Annotated in this window: 14 protein-coding genes; 2 read left to right on the top strand and 12 right to left on the bottom strand. The window is 73.5% G+C overall.

Annotated features, from left to right (window positions below; translation table 11 throughout):
- Positions 1–111: 111 nt before the first annotated feature.
- Positions 112–756: an NAD(P)-dependent oxidoreductase gene (locus C1729_RS10075; RefSeq protein ID WP_102509822.1), complete on the top strand. Its 645-nt coding sequence runs from the start codon at positions 112–114 to the stop codon at positions 754–756.
- Here C1729_RS10075 and C1729_RS10070 read toward each other — a convergent pair.
- From C1729_RS10070 to C1729_RS10045, 6 genes are all read right to left on the bottom strand, one after another.
- Positions 750–1,667, bottom strand: coding sequence for a carbohydrate kinase family protein (locus C1729_RS10070; protein ID WP_102509821.1), 918 nt, complete (start codon positions 1,665–1,667; stop codon positions 750–752). The two genes, C1729_RS10075 and C1729_RS10070, sit on opposite strands and share 7 nt — an antisense overlap.
- Positions 1,664–2,899 carry an AGE family epimerase/isomerase gene (locus C1729_RS10065; protein WP_102509820.1) on the bottom strand — a complete coding sequence of 412 codons (1,236 nt, stop codon included), beginning with the start codon at positions 2,897–2,899 and terminating at the stop codon, positions 1,664–1,666. The genes C1729_RS10070 and C1729_RS10065 overlap by 4 nt, the downstream gene beginning before the upstream one ends.
- A 333-nt stretch (positions 2,900–3,232) precedes the next feature.
- On the bottom strand, positions 3,233–3,988 hold the full coding sequence (locus tag C1729_RS10060) for an iron ABC transporter ATP-binding protein (RefSeq protein ID WP_102509819.1): 756 nt from the start codon (positions 3,986–3,988) through the stop codon (positions 3,233–3,235).
- Complete coding sequence (locus C1729_RS10055) at positions 3,985–5,046, bottom strand: iron chelate uptake ABC transporter family permease subunit (protein ID WP_102509818.1); 1,062 nt, start codon at positions 5,044–5,046, stop codon at positions 3,985–3,987. Before C1729_RS10055 ends, C1729_RS10060 begins: the two co-directional genes overlap by 4 nt.
- The gene (locus C1729_RS10050) at positions 5,039–6,046 is read right to left on the bottom strand and encodes an ABC transporter permease (protein WP_102509817.1); all 1,008 of its coding nucleotides are present in this window, start codon (positions 6,044–6,046) and stop codon (positions 5,039–5,041) included. Before C1729_RS10050 ends, C1729_RS10055 begins: the two co-directional genes overlap by 8 nt.
- 50 nt (positions 6,047–6,096) lie before the next feature.
- Positions 6,097–7,083 (bottom strand): siderophore ABC transporter substrate-binding protein, encoded by a 987-nt coding sequence (locus C1729_RS10045; protein ID WP_102509816.1) that lies wholly within the window; start codon positions 7,081–7,083, stop codon positions 6,097–6,099.
- A 480-nt stretch (positions 7,084–7,563) separates the two neighbouring features.
- On the opposite strand from C1729_RS10045, the gene C1729_RS10040 reads away from it, so the two are divergent.
- On the top strand, positions 7,564–8,646 hold the full coding sequence (locus C1729_RS10040; RefSeq protein ID WP_242493788.1) for a Gfo/Idh/MocA family protein: 1,083 nt from the start codon (positions 7,564–7,566) through the stop codon (positions 8,644–8,646).
- A gap of 133 nt (positions 8,647–8,779) precedes the next feature.
- On the opposite strand, the gene C1729_RS10035 is transcribed toward C1729_RS10040, so the two are convergent.
- The 6 genes from C1729_RS10035 to C1729_RS10010 all read right to left on the bottom strand — a co-directional run bounded on the left by C1729_RS10035 (position 8,780) and on the right by C1729_RS10010 (position 17,061).
- Positions 8,780–9,439 (bottom strand): DNA alkylation repair protein, encoded by a 660-nt coding sequence (locus C1729_RS10035; RefSeq protein ID WP_102510635.1) that lies wholly within the window; start codon positions 9,437–9,439, stop codon positions 8,780–8,782.
- A 147-nt stretch (positions 9,440–9,586) separates the two neighbouring features.
- Positions 9,587–10,759, bottom strand: coding sequence for a VWA domain-containing protein (locus C1729_RS10030; RefSeq protein WP_102509814.1), 1,173 nt, complete (start codon positions 10,757–10,759; stop codon positions 9,587–9,589).
- On the bottom strand, positions 10,756–13,212 hold the full coding sequence (locus C1729_RS10025; RefSeq protein WP_207204601.1) for a DUF5682 family protein: 2,457 nt from the start codon (positions 13,210–13,212) through the stop codon (positions 10,756–10,758). Before C1729_RS10025 ends, C1729_RS10030 begins: the two co-directional genes overlap by 4 nt.
- Positions 13,209–14,300, bottom strand: coding sequence for an ATP-binding protein (locus C1729_RS10020; protein ID WP_102509813.1), 1,092 nt, complete (start codon positions 14,298–14,300; stop codon positions 13,209–13,211). Before C1729_RS10020 ends, C1729_RS10025 begins: the two co-directional genes overlap by 4 nt.
- Complete coding sequence (locus tag C1729_RS10015; RefSeq protein ID WP_102509812.1) at positions 14,297–15,781, bottom strand: DUF5691 domain-containing protein; 1,485 nt, start codon at positions 15,779–15,781, stop codon at positions 14,297–14,299. Before C1729_RS10015 ends, C1729_RS10020 begins: the two co-directional genes overlap by 4 nt.
- On the bottom strand, positions 15,778–17,061 hold the full coding sequence (locus tag C1729_RS10010) for an SWIM zinc finger family protein (RefSeq protein WP_165375478.1): 1,284 nt from the start codon (positions 17,059–17,061) through the stop codon (positions 15,778–15,780). The genes C1729_RS10015 and C1729_RS10010 overlap by 4 nt, the downstream gene beginning before the upstream one ends.
- Positions 17,062–17,067 lie beyond the last annotated feature (6 nt).

The following is a 17,067-nucleotide window of genomic DNA, read 5'->3' as shown; positions in this document are numbered from 1 at the left end:
GTCGTCACGTCCTCCCACGCACCTTGAAGTGCGTACTTCCCAGCAGAGAGTCCCTCTCTTACGGTGAGTGTACGCCGCGATGGGCGCGGCATCCAGACTCCGGGAGGACCCATGACCCGCATCACCGTGCTCGGCGGAACCGGTTACGCCGGCGGCCACATCGTCCGCGAGGCCGTCGCGCGCGGCCACGAGGTGACGTCGCTGAGCCGCACGCTCCCCGCCGAGCAGGTCGAGGGCGTCACGTACCGCACGGGCGACCTGCTCGACCCCGACGTCGTCGCGCACGTCGCGGTCGGGGCCGACGTCGTCGTCCATGCTCTTGCTCTGCGCGGCCCGCTCGAGGGTCGACTCAGGGACATCGCGCGCGCCGTCGCCGCGGAGGCCGCGGACGCAGGCGCGCGCGTGGGCTTCGTCGGCGGGGCAGGCTCGCTCCTCGCGAGCGAGGGCGGACCGCTCGTGGCCGACGGCCCCGACTTCCCGCCGGCGTTCCACGCCGAGGCCATGACGATGGCGGCGATCCTCGCCGACCTGCGTGCGACGGACGCGCGCCTCGACTGGTTCATGGTGAGCCCGGCGGCAGGCTTCGGCGCGTTCGCACCTGGCGAGCGCACGGGCTCGTTCCGCACGGGCGACGACGTGCTGCTCGTCGCGGAGGACGGCACGTCGACGATCTCCGGCGCCGACTACGCGATCGCGTTCCTCGACGAGATCGAGCGACCGACGCACCGCCGCGAGCGCTTCACGGTCGGCTACTGAAGCAGCGCGTCGAGCTCGGCGCGCATCGGCGGGTTGGCGCCCGCACGGGACACGGTGACAGAGGCCGCGACGGCTGCGGCGCGCGCCGCAGCGAGCACGTCGTCGTCGGACAGCTCCCGCAGGAGCGCGGCACCGCCCGCGCCGGCGACGCCACGCGTCGCGAGCGCGTCGAGCAGCGCCCCCATGAAGGTGTCGCCCGCGCCGACGGTGTCGACGACGTCGACGGCTCGCCCGGGCACCTCGAGGAGGGTGCCGTCGTGCCGGAGCACGCTCGCCCCCTCCCCACCGCGCGTGACGACGACGAGCCCCGCGCCCCACGCGGACCAGCGGCGTGCGACGTCGAGGGGGTCGACGCCGGGTGCGAACCAGGCGAGGTCCTCGTCGGACACCTTGACGACGTCGGCGAGAGCGACGATCTCCTCGACGCGCTCCCGCACGGCGTCGGCGTCGGAGACGAGCGCGGGCCGGATGTTCGGGTCGACGCCGACGACGGCGCGGCCTCGGGCGCGTCGCACCGCGTCGCGGACGGACGTCCCGCCGGGCTCGAGGAACAGGGCGATCGACCCGACGTGGAGAACGTCGGCGTCCGCGACAGCGACGTTCCCGAGCTCCCACGCGAGGTCAAACTCGTAGGAGGCGACGCCTACGGCATCGAGCGTCACGGCGGCCGACGACGTGCGCCCGGTCGACGGCTCGTGCGCGGCGACGTCGACGCCGGACTCCTCGAGCCAGCGGTGGACGAGCCGGCCGCGGTCGTCGTCGGCGAGCGCGGTGACGAGCGTGACGTCCCGGCCGAGCCGGCCGAGCGTGAGGGCGACGTTCGCGAGCGAGCCGCCTGGCAGGTCGCGCGGCCCGTCGGGCCCGGGGACGACGTCGACAAGGGCCTCGCCCACGACGAGGAAGCGCGTCATGACGCCACCTGCCCGTCCGCGACGGCGCGAGCGATCGACGGCCCGAGCGGGAGCCGCGGCAGGAGCGCCGCCTGGACCGCGTGGTAGAGGTCGGGCTTGCCGGGCCACACGGTGCCGGCGGGCTCGAGCGTCGGCGAGAGCTCGTGGTGCCACGAGCCGTGCTCGTGGTCGATGACGTGCGTGACGATGTAATCCCACCAGCGGGCGTAGAGCTCGGCGTAGCGGTCCTCGCCCGTGCGACGGTGGAGCGTGTCGGCCGCAGCGGCGGCCTCGGCGGCGACCCAGTGCATGCGGTCGCGGACGACGGGCTGCCCCGTCCAGTCGGTCGTGTAGACGAAGCCCTCGGCGCCGTCGGCGTCCCACCCGTCGGTGGTCGCGCGGTCGAAGAGCGTGACGGCGGCGGGCAGGAGGTCGTCCGGGGCGGCGAGCCCGAGCGCACCCTCGACGTGGACGAGGAGCCGCGCCCACTCGAAGCCGTGGCCGATCGTCGCTCCGTACGGCTTGAACTGGTCGCCCGGCCGGTCGGCGTTGAGCTCGAGGTCGGCAACCCAGTCGGGCCCGAAGTGCTCGGGCAGGCGGCCGTCGTGCTCGCCCACGAGACCGACGACGAAGCTCGCGATGCTCGCCGCACGGTCGCGCCACGCGGCGTCGCCCGTCGCGTCCGCGACCGCGAGCAGCGCCTCGACGGAGTGCATGCTCGCGTTGATGCCGCGGTACGTGTCGAGCTCCGTGAAGGTCACGTCCCACGTGTCGACGGGACGGCCGACGCCGTCGTCCCAGAAGTGCTCGACGTAGACGTTGCACGCCTCGTCGAGCAGCTCCCGTGCGCCCGGCAGACCCGCGAGCGTCGCGGTCGATGCCGCGAGCAGCACGAACGCGTGGTCGTAGCAGGACTTGCCCACCGCGACGTCGGGCACGCCCGACGCGTCGAGCGCGTGGAACCAGCCGCCGTGCTCGGTGTCGCGCAGCGGGCCCGTGAGGCCCGCGAGCGCACCCGCCGCGACGGGAGCGGAGCCCGGCACGCCGAGCATCGCGCCGAGCGCGTACACGTGGACGGTGCGGCACGTGATCCACGTCTGCACGCCGCGGTCGGTCCACGGCAGGCCATCGTCGCCGAGGTACGCGGCGCCGCCGCCGGGGGCGACGACGTGCGCACGCCCGAAGTCGAGGAGGTCACGCACGTGTTCGTCGAGCCATGCGCGGTGGGTGGGGCGGGAGGTCCAGGGGAGCATCGTCGCTCGTCCTCTCGTTCGTCCAGGCGGGTGGACGCCCGCCAGAACTGATCGTAGGGCTGCGACGGCGCAGCGGCTCCTCCTCCGGGTAGGCGGCGCATACGAACGGGAAGTCCTGCCAGGCGAGCGGGCCCTGCTCGTCGCACGCGCCGTAGAGGGCCTCGGTCTCGAGGTCGTGGCGGTCCGTGGCTGAACGGTTCCGGACAGGGAAGTGTCCGGTCACGACCGACGTCGCAGGCTGCACGGGGACGGAGGCCGGTCGGGAACGACGCTGTGGAGGGCGTCCCCGGCCGGCCTCCGGCGTGCTGGCAGAACCCTTCGGGTGGGTGCGCGTCAGAAGTAGCAGGCCACCGGTCCGTGCGGCCCGTCGACGACCGACACCGGGGTGTCGAAGATCCGTGAGAGCACGTCGTCCCGCATGATCTCCGCGGGGCTGCCCTGCTCGACGACGAGCCCGTCCTTCATCGCGACGACATGGTCCGCGTAGCGGGCCGCGAAGTTCACGTCGTGGAGGACGACGACGACCGTCCGCCCGAGCGTGTCCGCCGCACGCCGCAGGTGCTGCATCATGCCGACGGCGTGACGCATGTCGAGGTTGTTGAGCGGCTCGTCGAGCAGCACGTACGGCGTGTCCTGCGCGAGGACCATCGCGACGTACGCGCGCTGCCGCTGCCCGCCCGAGAGCTCGTCGAGGTGACGGCTCTCGAGGTCGTGGAGGCCGAGGAAGTCGATCGCGTCGGAGACGTGCCGCTCGTCGTCGGCGGTGAGCCGGCCCTTCGAGTGCGGGAAGCGTCCGAGGCCGACGAGCTGACGCACCGTGAGCCGCGTGACGAAGTGGTTCTCCTGGCGCAGCACCGAGACGACCTTCGCGAGCTGCTTCGACGGCGTGCGCGTGACGTCGTACCCGCCGATCGTCACCGTGCCGGCGTCGAGCCCGAGGAGCCGCCCGACCATCGTGAGAAGCGTCGACTTGCCTGCGCCGTTGGGGCCGACGAGCGCCGTGATGCCGCCCGCGGGCAGCTCGACGTCGAGCGGCCCGATGCACACGTCGGACGCGTAGTCCTTGCGGACGTTGGCGAGGGTGATCACAGGCGGCCCTTCCGCAAGAGGACGACGAGGAACACGGTGCCGCCGACGAGCTCGACGACGATCGACACCATGCCCTGCGCGTAGAAGACGTGCTTGAGCGTGACGTACGCGCCCGCGAGGCAGACGAACGCCGTGAGGACTGCGACCGGCAGGACGTGCCGGTGGGAGAACGTGCCCGCGACCTGGTAGGCGATCGTCGCCGCGAGGAAGCCGAGGAACGTCATAGGTCCGACGAGCGCGGTCGAGACGGCGACGAGCACCGCGACGAGCGTGAGCACGACGCGCGTCTCACGCTTGTGGTCGACGCCGAGGCCGGCCGCGACGGGAGCGCCGAGCGCAAGGACGTCGAGGCGGCGCGAGCGCCATAGGAGGGCGCCGCCCGCGAGCGCCGCGAGCGGCACGACGACGGGCAGGTACGACGGGTCGGCATTGGAGACGGAGCCGAACATGCGCGCGGTGAGGACGTCGAACTCCGAGGGCGTGAGGAGCCGCTGCATGAAGCTCGACACGGACCGCAGGCCCGTGCCGAGGACGACGCCGACGAGCAGCATGACGTGGAGGTTCCCGAAGCGCCCGGAGAGCAGCCAGCCGAAGAGCGCGACGGCGAGCGTCACCATGAGGCCGATCTGCAGGAGCAGCTGCGGCACACCGCTGAGGGCGGTGATGCCCGCGACGCCGAGCAGGTAGACGCCCGCGGTCTGCACGGTGACGTAGAGGGCCTCGAAGCCGAGGATCGCGGGCGTGACGATGCGGTTGCCAGTGACTGTCTGGAACGCGACGGTCGCGAGGCCCTGGCAGAACGCGACGACCGCGATGACGACGATGCTCGTCGCCCGTCGCTGCGCGACGAGCCAGTAGCCCGCGCTGCCGGGGCGGCCGGGGTTGCCGACGAGGAGGTAGACGGCGGTGAGGCCGAGGGCGACGACGACGAGTCCCGCGACAAGCAGGACGTAGCGTCGGGCGGCACGGCGGCTCGTGAACGGGCCGGAGCGGCGCGGGGCGGTCGCGCGGTCGGGCGCCGGGGGCGCCTCGACGGGGGCGAGCAGGGTGTCAGCCACGGCGCCTCCCGCGCACGAGCATCGTGATGAAGACGAGCGACCCGACGACGCCGAGGACGAGCGAGACAGGCACCTCGAACGGCGCGATGATGACGCGCCCGACGAGGTCGCACGCGGCGACGAGGCCGACGCCGAGGAGGACAACCCACGGCAGGTTGGAGCGCAGGTCGTCGCCGCGCCGCAGCGCGACGACGTTGGGGACGACGAGCCCGACGAACGGCAGGTTCCCGACGACGACCGCGACGACGCCCGTCGCGACGGCGACGAGCCCCGCGCCGAGCATGACGACACGGTCGTGGTTGAGGCCGACGTTCGTCGCGACGTCCCGACCGAGGCCCGCGACGGTGAAGCGGTCGGCCGCGACGACGATCCCGACGAGGACGACGAGCACGACCCACAGCGGTTCGTACTGCCCGCGGAACACCGACGTGAACGACCCTGCGAACCACACGGAGACGTACTGCAGGGAGTTCGTCGCGAGCGCGAGATAGCTCGAGAACGCGCCGACGACGGCGCCGAGCATGATGCCGACGACGGGCACGACGAGCGAGCTCGTGAGGGTGATGCGGCGCAGGACGAGGAAGAAGATCATCGTGCCGACGAACGACGCGACGATCGCGACGCCCATGCGCGTCATGATGCTTGCAGTCGGCGCAAGGATCGTCACGGCGAGGAGACCGAGGCCGGCCCACTCGGTCGTGCCGGTCGTCGTTGGCTCGACGAAGCGGTTCTGCGTGAGCATCTGCATGACGAGTCCGGAGACGGCCATGGCGGCGCCCGCGAGGACGAGCGCGACGGTGCGCGGGACGCGCGTCACGGCGAACATCCACGCGCCGTCGTCGGCGCCGACGACGTCGTACTGGCCCGTGAAGAGCGAGGCGACGAGCAGGCCGACGACGCCGAGGCTCGCGAGGAGGAGCCACGGCACACCGCGACGCCGGCGCGCGGGGGTCGCGTCGGCGTCGGGCGTGCCCGCGGGGCGGGCGGTCGTCGTGCTCATCGGTGCTCCTCGTGACGCGCGGCCCCGCGGGGCCGCGCGTCACCGCGGGATCAGGCCGCTGCCTCGAGGGCGTCGGCGAGGGTGTTGAGGAACTCGGTGTACGTCTGGATGCCCTCGTTCGTGTACGTGTCCGTGGGCATGAAGACGAGCTGCTTCTTCGTGACGGCCGAGACCTTGGAGAGCGGCTCGGCGGATGCGAGGACGTTCGCGGCGGGCGTGTACGCCGGGTCGTCCGCCGCGATGGCCGCGTCGCGATCCATGACGAGGATCCAGTCAGGGTTGGACTGGGCGATGGCCTCGACGGAAATGTCGTCGCCCTGGTGGTCGTCGGACGCACCCTCGATCTCGAGCGCGGGAGTGAGGCCGAGCAGGCCGAAGAGCGGGCCGAGCGTGCGGCCGACCTCGGGGGCGATGTAGCCGATCTCGCCGCCCGACGTCGTCACGGCCATGACCTTCTGCGACGGGTCGTAGGCGGCCTTGACGCGCGCGACGGCCGCGTCGAGGTCGTCGGCGAGCTTCTTCGCCTCGGTCTGCTTGCCGAAGACCTCGCCGAGGACGGTGACCTGGCGCTTGAGCTCGGCGTCGAGCGGCTGGCCGTCGCGCGGATCGAGATTGAGGATCGTCGCGCCCGGGGCGAGCTTGGCGATCGCGGCCTCGTGCTGTGTGAAGCGCTGGCCATTGACGACGAGCTGCGGCTCGACGGCGACGATCGCCTCGAGGTCGGGCTCGGCGTGGGAGCCGAGGTCGACGATCGAGTCGTTCGTCTTGTAGCCGATCGTCGTCGGCATGAGCGTGCGGGCCGCGGCGGTGAGCTCGACGCCCCACGACTCGAGGGTCTCGAACGTCCGGTTGTCGGTCGCGACGACGGACGTGAGCGGGAGCGTGACCGTCTTCGAGCCGGTGTTGTCCTCGACGGTGACGGTCTTCGCGTCGCCGGTGGCGGCGGGCGCGTCGGCGTCGGTGTCGGCGGCGCAGGCCGTGAGGGCGAGCGCGGTGGCGGCGACGAGCGCGGTGAGCGCGGGTCGGACGCGGATCATGTGGTTCTCCTCGATCGGTGCATGCAGGGTGCGTGCGCTGCGACGAGGACCATCATCTCAGGTAAGCCTCACCTCACCGCAATTACGTGATGTGAGCCTAACCATATTCACCAGTCGTCCGCTACATGGATGACGAGGTGTCACCAACCGAGACGCCTGGGCCGCGTCCACCCACCCTCCGTCGACCGATTCCACCCCGCCTGTCCCCCCGCNCACCCCCGCCACGCCCCCACCCCCCTTGTCTCGATAGCCGATCGAGCCACCTCATGTACACGGATCGGCTATCCGAACCCCAAGGCCCAGCGGCGTGCGCACTCGATAGCTGATCCGTACGGCACCCGTGTATGGATCGGCTATCGATGAGCCCCGGCGGGGTACGCACCGCACTGCGTGCGTCGGCGACGTCGGACGGCGGGGCAGCGCCCCGCGCCGCCAGGTGAGGCGTAGCGTCGGGGCACACTTGCATCGAAGGAGATCGCCGTGCCCGCACCCGTCCGCCTCGCGATCGTCGGCTCCGGCTGGCGTGCGCAGTTCTTCGCCCGCCTTGCCCGCGCCCTGCCCGAGCGCTTCGAGCTCGTCGGCGTGACGAGCGGCCGCCCGGAGAGCACGGCCCGCGCCGCCGAGGCCTGGGGCACGCGCCCGTACACGTCCGTCGACGACCTGCTCGCGGGCGCGTCCCCGCAGGTCACCATCGTCTCGACGCCGTGGCCCGTCACCCCCGTCGCGACCGCGGAGGTCGCCCGCGCCGGCGGCGTCGTCCTTGCGGAGACCCCGCCCGCGCCCGACCTCGCCGGCCTCCACGCGCTGTGGGCCGAGGTCGGCGCGAGCGGCCGCGTCCACGTCGCCGAGCAGTACCTCGCGCTGCCCATGCACGCCGCACGGCTCACCGTCGTCGAGCGTGGCCTCGTCGGCGAGCCGCAGTCCGTCCACGTGTCCTCGACCCACGGCTACCACGCGGTGTCGATGATCCGCGGGCTGCTCGGAGCCGCCGACGACCACGGCCCCGTCACCGTCCGCGCGCACCGCTTCGCGGGACGCATCGTCCAGCCGCTCTCACGCGACGGCTGGACCGACGACCCCTCCGTGCACGACGCGGGCACCGTCCTCGCGACGCTCGAGCTCGACGGCCGCCACGGCCTCTACGACTTCACCGACAACCAGTGGCACAACCAGCTGCGTTCGCGCCGCATCCTCGTGCGCGGCACGCACGGCGAGATCTCGAACGAAGACGTCCTGCGGCTCTCAGGTCCGCGTCAGGTGACGACAACGACGCTGCGGCGCCGTCAGCTCGGCCACGACCTTGACCTCGACGGTCACGACACCGACCACGTGTCGCTCGGCGGCGAGGTGCTGTGGAGCAACCCGTTCGTCGGGAAGCGCTGGATGGACGAGGAGATCGCCATCGCGACGCTCATGCTCGGCGCGGCTGACCTCGCGCTCGACGACGGCCCAGGGCCCTACCCGCTCGCGCGGGCGTGCCATGACCACGCGATCTCGCTCGCGATCGACGAGGCCGTCGCGTCGGACCGCCCGGTGACCGTCGACCGTCAACCCTGGTCCTGATCCACCCCTCTGACGGATCGTCGCATTCCTCCCATCCGATGGGCGCAGCGCGTCGATCCGTCGACAGCACCAGCCCGCTCGATAGCGGATCTGCACGACTCCCGCGTACGGATCGGCTATCGAGCGGCGGCGATCAGCCCTGCCGCGCGACCATCTCGGGGACCCACAGGGGCACGTACGGGCTCACGCAGCCGCGGGGTGTCGGGTAGTCCTTGAGGACCTCGAGCCGCTCGCCGATCGCGAGGACACGCTCGCGCAGCGCAGGGTGGTGGATGCCGATCGTACCGAGGCACCAGTTCATCGCCCACTGCAGCCGCTCGGGGGCGTCCTTCATGCGGACGCTGATCTCGTCGAGCAGCGCGGGCAGGTCGAGCCCGTCAGCCTTCGCCGGCACGAGGTCGCTCGTGAGCGCCCAACCCGCTGACTCGACCCACGGGTCCGCGTCGCCCTTCCAGCGGACGCGAAGGGCCTCGGCGTGCGGGGACTTCTTGACGACGTACCCGACGAGCCAGTCCTGCTGCTTGGGGGTGCGGCCCTCGCGGAGCATCGCGTCGAGCTCATCGGCGCCGAGGTCCTTGGGTTTGAGCACGAGCAGCGCGAGCAGGCGCGCGTCACCGTCGCCCGTCGCCCAGAGCTCGCGCGCGAGCGGCGTCTGGTTGGCGCCGAGGCGCTTGGCGAGAGCCCGGAGCTTCGTGAGGTTGACCGTGTGGTTGTCGCCATGACGTGCGTTGACCTCACGGACCTTGGGGTCCTCGAGCGCGGCAAGCTCCGCCAGGGCGTCGTCACGGGTCATGGTCTCGGGCACGATTCCTCCACTGTCAGCCGGTGCTCGCAGCGTACGACGAGCCTCCGACACTGAGCCGCCTCTGCTCCCTCTGACGTGCCTGCGCGCCGGCGTCGCCAGCACGTCCCGCCGCGGATCACGCGACAGGCGTCCGCACTACCGCCCCGTCGCCCCGTCCCCTGCCGACCACCCGCTCACATCGCGGTCCGTGAGCGCCATCGCGAGCAGGTCGGGGAACGTGTCCGGTGTGCAGGCGAACGTCGGGACGCCGAGCGAGGCGAGCTCGGCCGCAAGATCGTGCTGGAACGCGGGCGTGCCGTCGTCGGACAGTGCCGGGAGCACGATGACGAGCACGCCCGACGCGCGCAGCGCGGCGATGCGGCGCACGAGCGAGGCGCGGTCACCGCCCTCGTAGAGGTCGGTGACGAGGAACATCACGGTGTCCTCGGGCCGTCCGACGAGGTCGGCGCAGTAGGCGACGGCGCGGTCGATGTCGGTGCCGCCGCCGAGCTGCGTGCCGAAGAGCAGGTCGACCGGGTCGGTGAGCTCAGCGGTGAGGTCGACGACCTCCGTGTCGAAGACGACGAACGACGTGCGCACGGACCGCATCGTCGCGAGCACCGCGCCGAAGACCGCGGAGTACACGACGGACGAGGCCATCGATCCCGACTGGTCGACCGCGAGGATGACGTCACGCGCGACGGCTCCCCCGCGACGTGCCGTCCCGATGAGCCGTTCGGGCACGATCGTGCCGAGCTCGGGCAGGTAGTGGCGCAGGTTCACACGGATCGTCGCGGGCCAGTCCACGTCGGCGAGCCGTGGCCGGTGGGTCCGCTCGCGCCGCAGCGCTCCCGAGACGGCGGTCGTCGTCGCGACACTGATCCGTCGTTCGATCTCGGCGACGACCTGGGCGACGACCTGCCGCGCCGTCGAGCGCGTAGTCTCCGGCATCGCGTCCTTGAGCGAGACGAGCGTCGCGACGAGCGAGACGTCGGGCTGGACGCTCGTGAGCAGCTCGGGCTCGAGCAGGAGCCGACGCAGGCCGAGACGGTCGACGGCGTCGCGCTGGACGACCTCGACGACGCTCGTCGGGAAGTAGGTCCGGATGTCACCGAGCCAGCGGACCACGGCGGGCGCGCTCGACCCGAGGCTCGCGGAACGTCCGCCGGACGCCTCGGGACGCGTGTCGTAGACGGCCGCGAGAGCGCCGTCGACCCGGCCGTCGGAACGTCCGAGCGTCACGTCCGGTCGTCCCTCCTCCCCGAGGACGAGCCGCCACCGGCGGGCGAGCTCGGACTCGTCGACGCGTGGTGCCGTGCGGCCGGTCATCGTCCACCTCCGAGGAGCAGGAGCGCGGTTGCGAGCGGTCCGGCGATTCGCGGGTCGTCGATCGCGAGGCCACCGTCGTCGCCGGTCGGGGCCGCGGGCCCGCCTCGACCCCGACGCGCCGCAAGCCGTGCCGCGGCGTCGCCGATCGCCCGTCGCTCGGCCGCGGGCATGGCACCGAAGGTGCGTCGCAGCACGGGTAGGACGTCGGTGAGAGCGTCGCCCGGAACCGTCGCGAGCCAGTCGTCGAGCACGCCGAGCAACGTCGCGTCGTGCGCGACGACAAGTCCCCCGCCGGCGAGGAACCCCTCGATCCACCCTGCCTGGGTGCGCACGGGGGTGCCGACGGACAGGACGCGGGAGAGCCGTCCGGCGACGTCCTCGGGCGTGATCCGGGCGCCGTCGAGCAGGAGCCTCGTGGTCCGTCCGACGAGGTGGCCGGGCAGGTGGTCGTGCGCCGCGACGGTGCGGAGCGTGCGCACCCACACGTCGGTCGTGGGGTCGTGGTCGAGCAGCGCGACGGCGGCGTCGGCCTCGGCGACGCGGCGCGCGAGGTCGGCTGCGGTGTCGTCATCGCGGCCGAGCGCCGCGGGGACGATGCCGGAGCTCGCTCGGACGAGCATCGTCCGGGCGACGTGGGCGAGCCGCGCGACGGGGGTGCCGCGCACGTCGGAGTAGCGGTGCGCCCGGATGATCGGGGTGACGGCGTCGAGAAGCTGTTCGACGTCGCCCGCGTGGGCGGCGCGTTCGTCGACGCGACCGAGGAGGTCGTCGAGCACGTCGGGAAGGTCGGCGATCAGCGACTGCTCGACGAGCGCCGTGAGGCGCGGCAGGTCAGCGTCGCGCGCTGCGGCGCGCACGGCCGCGTTCGCTGCGCCGACGACGGTCGTGCCGTGGAGCGCGGCCTCGGCGAGCGCGACCGAGAGCTCAGGCTGCCAGCGGAGGGTCCAGCTCTCACGGAACGTGCCGGAGGAACGCACGGTGCTCGTCCGCGGCGTCGCCCAGGGCACGTCGAGCAGCGTGAGGCGGTGGAAGAGGTGCGAGCGTGCGAGGCCGCCGTCGGTGCGGAGGTCGAGGTCGAGGTTGCGCGGCGCGTCCTCGAGCTTGAGGCGCAGGCGTCGTGCGGTCGCACGCAGGTCGACGTCGAGCGGGAGTGCGGGGACGCCGTCGGGCACGGAGCCGAGGCCCGTGCCGACGACGAGTTCGCGCGTCACCCACTCGGTGAGGCCCGTGTCGCCGTCGCACAGGGCCGCGCGCGTCGCGTCCATGACGTCGTCGAGCGCGACCGAGCGATGCCCGCGGACGGTGGCGAGCGACTCGGCGAGGCGCGAGGCCTCGATGACGTGCGCGCTCGAGACCTGCAGGTCTCGGCCCCGCAGTGCCGCGCCGACGCCGACGAACCAGCGGGGCACGACGTCCTCGTGCACGGAGAAGAGGTGCGCGTACCAGCCGGGGGCGCTCACTCCGGCGCCGTAGCCGGAGCCGCGCGCAAGGCGTGCGGTGGTCCACGGCACCCACGTGAGGGTCGTGCGCACGCGCGGCAATCCGCGCAGCAGGCGTGCGTCGGGCGCGGCGGGCGGCAGCGGCGTCATGAGCGCGGGTGCGTGCCAGGCACCGCAGACGACAGCGATCCGCGCGTGGCCCTCGCGCAGCGCGGCGCGCACCTGCTGGCGCATGTACGCCTCGCGGAGCTCCTCGTCCTCGTCGCCGTCCGGGGTCCTGGTGTCGTGCTCGGCCTGCTCGCGGAGGGCGGCCATCGCCTCGGCGACGGCGGCGAAGGTCTCGAGGCTGCCGGAGCGCTGCTCGACGACGTCCTCCCACCATCGCTCGGCGTCGTCGTGCCCCGCAGCGGCGGCGAGCGCGCCGAGGGGGTCCGCGCGGACGGACGTGGGGGCCGGGGCGTGAGGCGCTTCCTCGCCCGGCACGTCGGGCTCGACGTCCGGAACGGATGAGGCGCGAGGATCCGCGCCTCCCGGCACGGCACCCTCGACCTCGTCCTCGCCCTCGTCCGACGGGACGTTGAGGGCTGCCTCGGCGGCCCGTCGTGCGACCGTGAGGGCCGCGACCGTGCCGGACGGAAGGTCGATGAACCGCACGGGCACGTCGTGCGCGGCGGCCCACGCGAGGGCCTGCCACTCGGGCGAGAACGACGCGAAGGGCCAGAACGACGCCTGCGCGGGATCGTCGTCGACAGTCGCGAGCAGCGCGACGGGCGGCACGAGGCCCGGCACGTGGACGCTGAGCGGGTCGGCGTCGGCGGGGCCCTCGAGGAGCACGACCGTCGGGCGGAGCTCGTCGAGGGCGGCGGCCACGGCACGTGCCGACCCGGGCCCATGGTGTCGCACGCCGAGCACGTCGACGCGCGGGCCGTCGTGCGCTGCGGGCCCTCCGGTGCGCGCGCCCGGGTCAGGCTCAGCGGGGACGACAGGCCCGGCCGGGACGTCGGTCACCGTCATCCCGCGACCTCGCGGCACGCGGCGTAGAAGCTCCCCCACCCCTCCCGTTCGCGGACGACGGTCTCGAGGTACTCGCTCCACACGGCCGCGTCGCCCGCCGGGTCCTTGACGACGGCACCGAGGATGCCTGCGGCGATGTCGTCGGGCCCGATCGCACCGTCGCCGAAGTGCGTCGCGAGCGCGACACCGTTGGTGACGACGGAGATCGCCTCGGCCGTCGACAGCGAGCCGGACGGCGGTCGCACCGCGGTCCGTCCGTCGAGCGTGCGCCCTGACCGCAGCTCGCGGAACACGGTGACGACGCGGCGGATCTCCTCGTGGCCTTCGGGCAGCGTCGGCAGGTCGAGCGACGTGCCGAGCTGTGCGATGCGGCGCGTGACGATCTCGACCTCCTCCTCGAACGTCGCGGGCAGCGGCAGGACGACCGTGTTGAAGCGGCGGCGGAGCGCGGAGGACAGTTCGTTGACGCCGCGGTCTCGGTCGTTCGCGGTCGCGATGACGTTGAAGCCGCGCGCTGCCTGGACCTCGGTGCCGAGCTCAGGGACGGGCAGCGTCTTCTCGGAGAGGATCGTGATGAGCGCGTCCTGGACGTCCGAGGGGATGCGCGTGAGCTCCTCGATGCGGACAACCGAGGCCTCACGCATCGCCGTCATGACGGGCGAGGGCACGAGTGCGGCCTCGCTCGGTCCCTCGGCGATGAGCCGGGCGTAGTTCCAGCCGTAGCGCACTGCGTCCTCGGCGGTGCCCGACGTCCCTTGCACGAGCAGCGTGGAGCGGCCCGAGACGGCGGCTGCGAGGTGCTCTCCCACCCAGGTCTTGGCGGTGCCCGGCAGCCCGAGGAGCAGCAGCGCGCGGTCGGTCGCGAGCGTCGCGACGGCGACCTCGACGAGCCGCCGGGCTCCGACGTACTTCGGGGAGATCACGGTGCCGTCGGGCAGGGTGCCGCCCATGAGGTAGGTGACGACCGCCTGCGGCGAGAGGTGCCATGCGGGCGGGCGCGGCCGATCGTCCTGAGCCGCGAGCGCCGCGAGCTCGCTCGCGAACTGCTGCTCGGCGTGCGGACGGAGCAGGTCGGGGGTCGTGGTCACGTGAGCTCCTCGGCGAGGGTGAGTCGGTCCTGGACGGTGGCGGCGCCCGCGTGGAGCACCGCGTCGAGATCGGGGCGGAGGTCGTCGGTCGCGTCGATCTGCGCGGCGGCGGCGGTGAGAAGGTCGCGGACGGCTGGGGTGGCCTCGACCCGGAGGGCAAGAGGTCCGACGATCTCGCGCAGTCGGCGCGGTCCGATCTCCGCTGCTGCGGGGATGACGAGCGCGAGGATGCGCTCGCAGGCTTCGGTGGGGACGACGACGGTGCGGTCCTCGAGGAGGGTGCGAAGCGGCCAGATGTTCATGCCGTCGGCGAGGGCTGCGCGGGTGAGGCGGTCCCAGGTGGCGGTCCGGACCTCGGGGCTCGCGTGGGCGAGCAGCCAGGCGTGGGGCACGCCGACGTCGGCGACGAGCAGGGCGTCCGCCCAGTCGGTGCTCCCCTCGCGGGACGTCGCGGCGCGCCAGCCGTCGAGGACGGGGGCGGCGGGCTCCCCGGCCTCGACCGCCAGCCGGACGAGGGCCGCCGGCGCGAGACCTGACGCCGTCCAGGAAGCGAGGGGCATTGCCGCGACGGCGGACGCGAGGTGCTCGGGAGTCGCGGTCTGGTTGATCGTCAGGCGGTCCTTGGCGAGCAGACGACCGCGCGTCACCGTGACGACGTCGCTCACGGACGTTGCGTTCGCACGATTCCGGGCGGCGCCGGGCAGCCGGCCCAGGACGTGGTGTGCGGCCTCGACGACGGGCTTCGAGGCGTGGGCTGCTGCGCGTTCGGCGAGGGCCTCGTCGGCGAGAGTGGCACCGTCGGCGAGCAGCTCGGTGCACCGCGCGAGGAGCGCGGCGCCGAGCGAGTCCCAGTCCCGGGCGAGCAGCTCGCGGGCGGCGTCAGGGTCGGCTGCCCTGAGCATCTCGAACCAGCGGCCGCGCGTGGCGATGGTCCCGTCGGTCCACGCGGGACTCGCGGCGAGCGTGTCGAGGTCGAGGGCGCCGTCGGGCTGATGGGGGACGTCGGCGACGAGGTGCCACGTCGTCGCGTCGAGCGCCGCGAACCAGCGGCCGCGTGCCCCGAGCACCGCGACGAGGCCGTGCCGGACGTCGCGCCGTGAGGTCGCCCTCGCGAGGTCGAGCGCAGCCGGCACGAGCTCGGGCGGCAGGACGCGGCCCGCTGCGCGCGCGTGGGCGAGCCACTCGGGGAGCATCGCGTGGTCGTGCACGCCGAGCAGGGTGCGGGCGCGCAGTGCGGCGGCGGGGCTGAGCGTCGGCGCCTCGTCGACGGGTGCGGGGTCGGGGACGCTTCCCGTGGTCGGGCGCGTCGGCAGGAGGGCGCTGCGCGCGACGGCGACGGCACCCGCAACGCCGAGCAGGGTCGTCGCGCGGGAGGCGTCGGGCGGCAGCGCAGCGAGCGCCGCGGAGGCGATGGCGTGCGGCGGCAGCGCGTCGGGTGTGCCGCTGAGCGCCGCGGCGGTGAGGTCGGGCAGGGACGTCATGCGGCGACGAGCCTCCGTCCGTCCCAGACCGCGCGCGGTTCGAGGCCGCGCGGGGTGCAGTCGCCGACGAGCGTCACGGCGTGCCCGCCCGCGACGGCCGCGCACGCGCGCGCAGCGGACCGTCCGAGGAGCGGGAGGGACTCCTCGCCGAGGTCGAGCAACCAGCCGCCGTCGCCATCGGGCCTCAGGCGCGCGTCGGCGAGGACCACCGGGTGCCGTTCCCGCCACGGGTCGGCGGCGACGGCTGCGCTCCACAGGAGCGGGAGCTCGTGCGCGGGGTCGCCGTGGGGCGCGTGCTCGAGCGGCACGGCCGGCGTGTGAACGGTGCCGAGCAGCGCGCGGTCGGTGGCGGCCGGGTGCGGGTGGAGATCGGCGTCGATGCTCGTGCCGGGCACGGGGTTGGTGCCGCTGCGCGGTCCCGTCTCGACGAGCACGAACGACCGCCCGAGCGTTCGCCCGCGCAGGTGGGTGCGGTGGGTGACGGGTCGGCTCGTCTCATCGGTGTGGAGCGCGACGACGTCCCAGACGTCGCGCAGGGGTGGCTGTGCGAGGACGACCTCGGTGCGGGTCGGCTCCCCCACGCGCCGCCGGACGACGGCACCGAGCGTTCCCGGGAGTTCGCTCGCGCGCGGGTGCGCGGTGACGAGCAGCTGGAGGAGCCCGTAGGACTCGAGGAGCTTGCCGGGCCACGAGGGGTCATCGCTGCGGACGTGGAGGCGGCGGACCCGCTCGGCGATCGCGGGGGCCTGCGCGTCGACGAGGCGCGCGGCGGCCCGTGCCACGTCGTCGCCCTGCGGGACGCTCACGCCTGCCGTCACCAGGTCCTCGAGCCACGTGCCCAACTCGTCGAGGCCTGCAGCGATGCGCTCGGCCCGACGTTCGAGGGCCGCCTGCGAGGGCGCTCGGGGCGGGGTGGCCGCGCGCTCCGCGACTTTCTCCGCGCGTGCCGCGCGTTTGCCGAGCCAGGCCGTGGCTGCGGCCGACGGCTCCGGGGCCGCCGGCACCGAGCCGCTGCTCCAGCGCAGCAGGAGCGCAAGCACGTGCTTGCACGGGATCTTGCGGCTCGGGCACGAACAGTTCCATGCGGGCCCGGCCAGGTCGACGAGCGCGACGTAGGGGGTCGCACCAGATCCCTTGCACTCCCCGAAGAGCACCGCGGGCTCCTCGCACACCCCCGTGACGGGCCAGGTGCCCGTCGCTGCGAGCTTGCGCGCAGCGGTGACGGACGCCGCGTCGGGGGCGACGGCCGCAACCTGCTCGATGCTCCACGGGGTGACCACGCGCAC

It is taken from the genome of Sanguibacter massiliensis (assembly GCF_900240335.1).
Classification (GTDB): domain Bacteria; phylum Actinomycetota; class Actinomycetes; order Actinomycetales; family Cellulomonadaceae; genus Flavimobilis; species Flavimobilis massiliensis.
This window is presented reverse-complemented; position numbering and strand designations above follow the sequence as displayed.

Coding starts and splice junctions, on each gene's coding strand:
- C1729_RS10070 (WP_102509821.1), bottom strand. CDS start 1,667: ATGACGCGCTTCCTCGTCGTGGGCGAGGCCCTTGTCGACGTCGTCCCC.
- C1729_RS10035 (WP_102510635.1), bottom strand. CDS start 9,439: ATGACCCGTGACGACGCCCTGGCGGAGCTTGCCGCGCTCGAGGACCCC.
- C1729_RS10050 (WP_102509817.1), bottom strand. CDS start 6,046: ATGAGCACGACGACCGCCCGCCCCGCGGGCACGCCCGACGCCGACGCG.
- C1729_RS10065 (WP_102509820.1), bottom strand. CDS start 2,899: ATGCTCCCCTGGACCTCCCGCCCCACCCACCGCGCATGGCTCGACGAA.
- C1729_RS10025 (WP_207204601.1), bottom strand. CDS start 13,212: ATGACGGTGACCGACGTCCCGGCCGGGCCTGTCGTCCCCGCTGAGCCT.
- C1729_RS10075 (WP_102509822.1), top strand. CDS start 112: ATGACCCGCATCACCGTGCTCGGCGGAACCGGTTACGCCGGCGGCCAC.
- C1729_RS10045 (WP_102509816.1), bottom strand. CDS start 7,083: ATGATCCGCGTCCGACCCGCGCTCACCGCGCTCGTCGCCGCCACCGCG.
- C1729_RS10015 (WP_102509812.1), bottom strand. CDS start 15,781: ATGACGTCCCTGCCCGACCTCACCGCCGCGGCGCTCAGCGGCACACCC.
- C1729_RS10030 (WP_102509814.1), bottom strand. CDS start 10,759: ATGACCGGCCGCACGGCACCACGCGTCGACGAGTCCGAGCTCGCCCGC.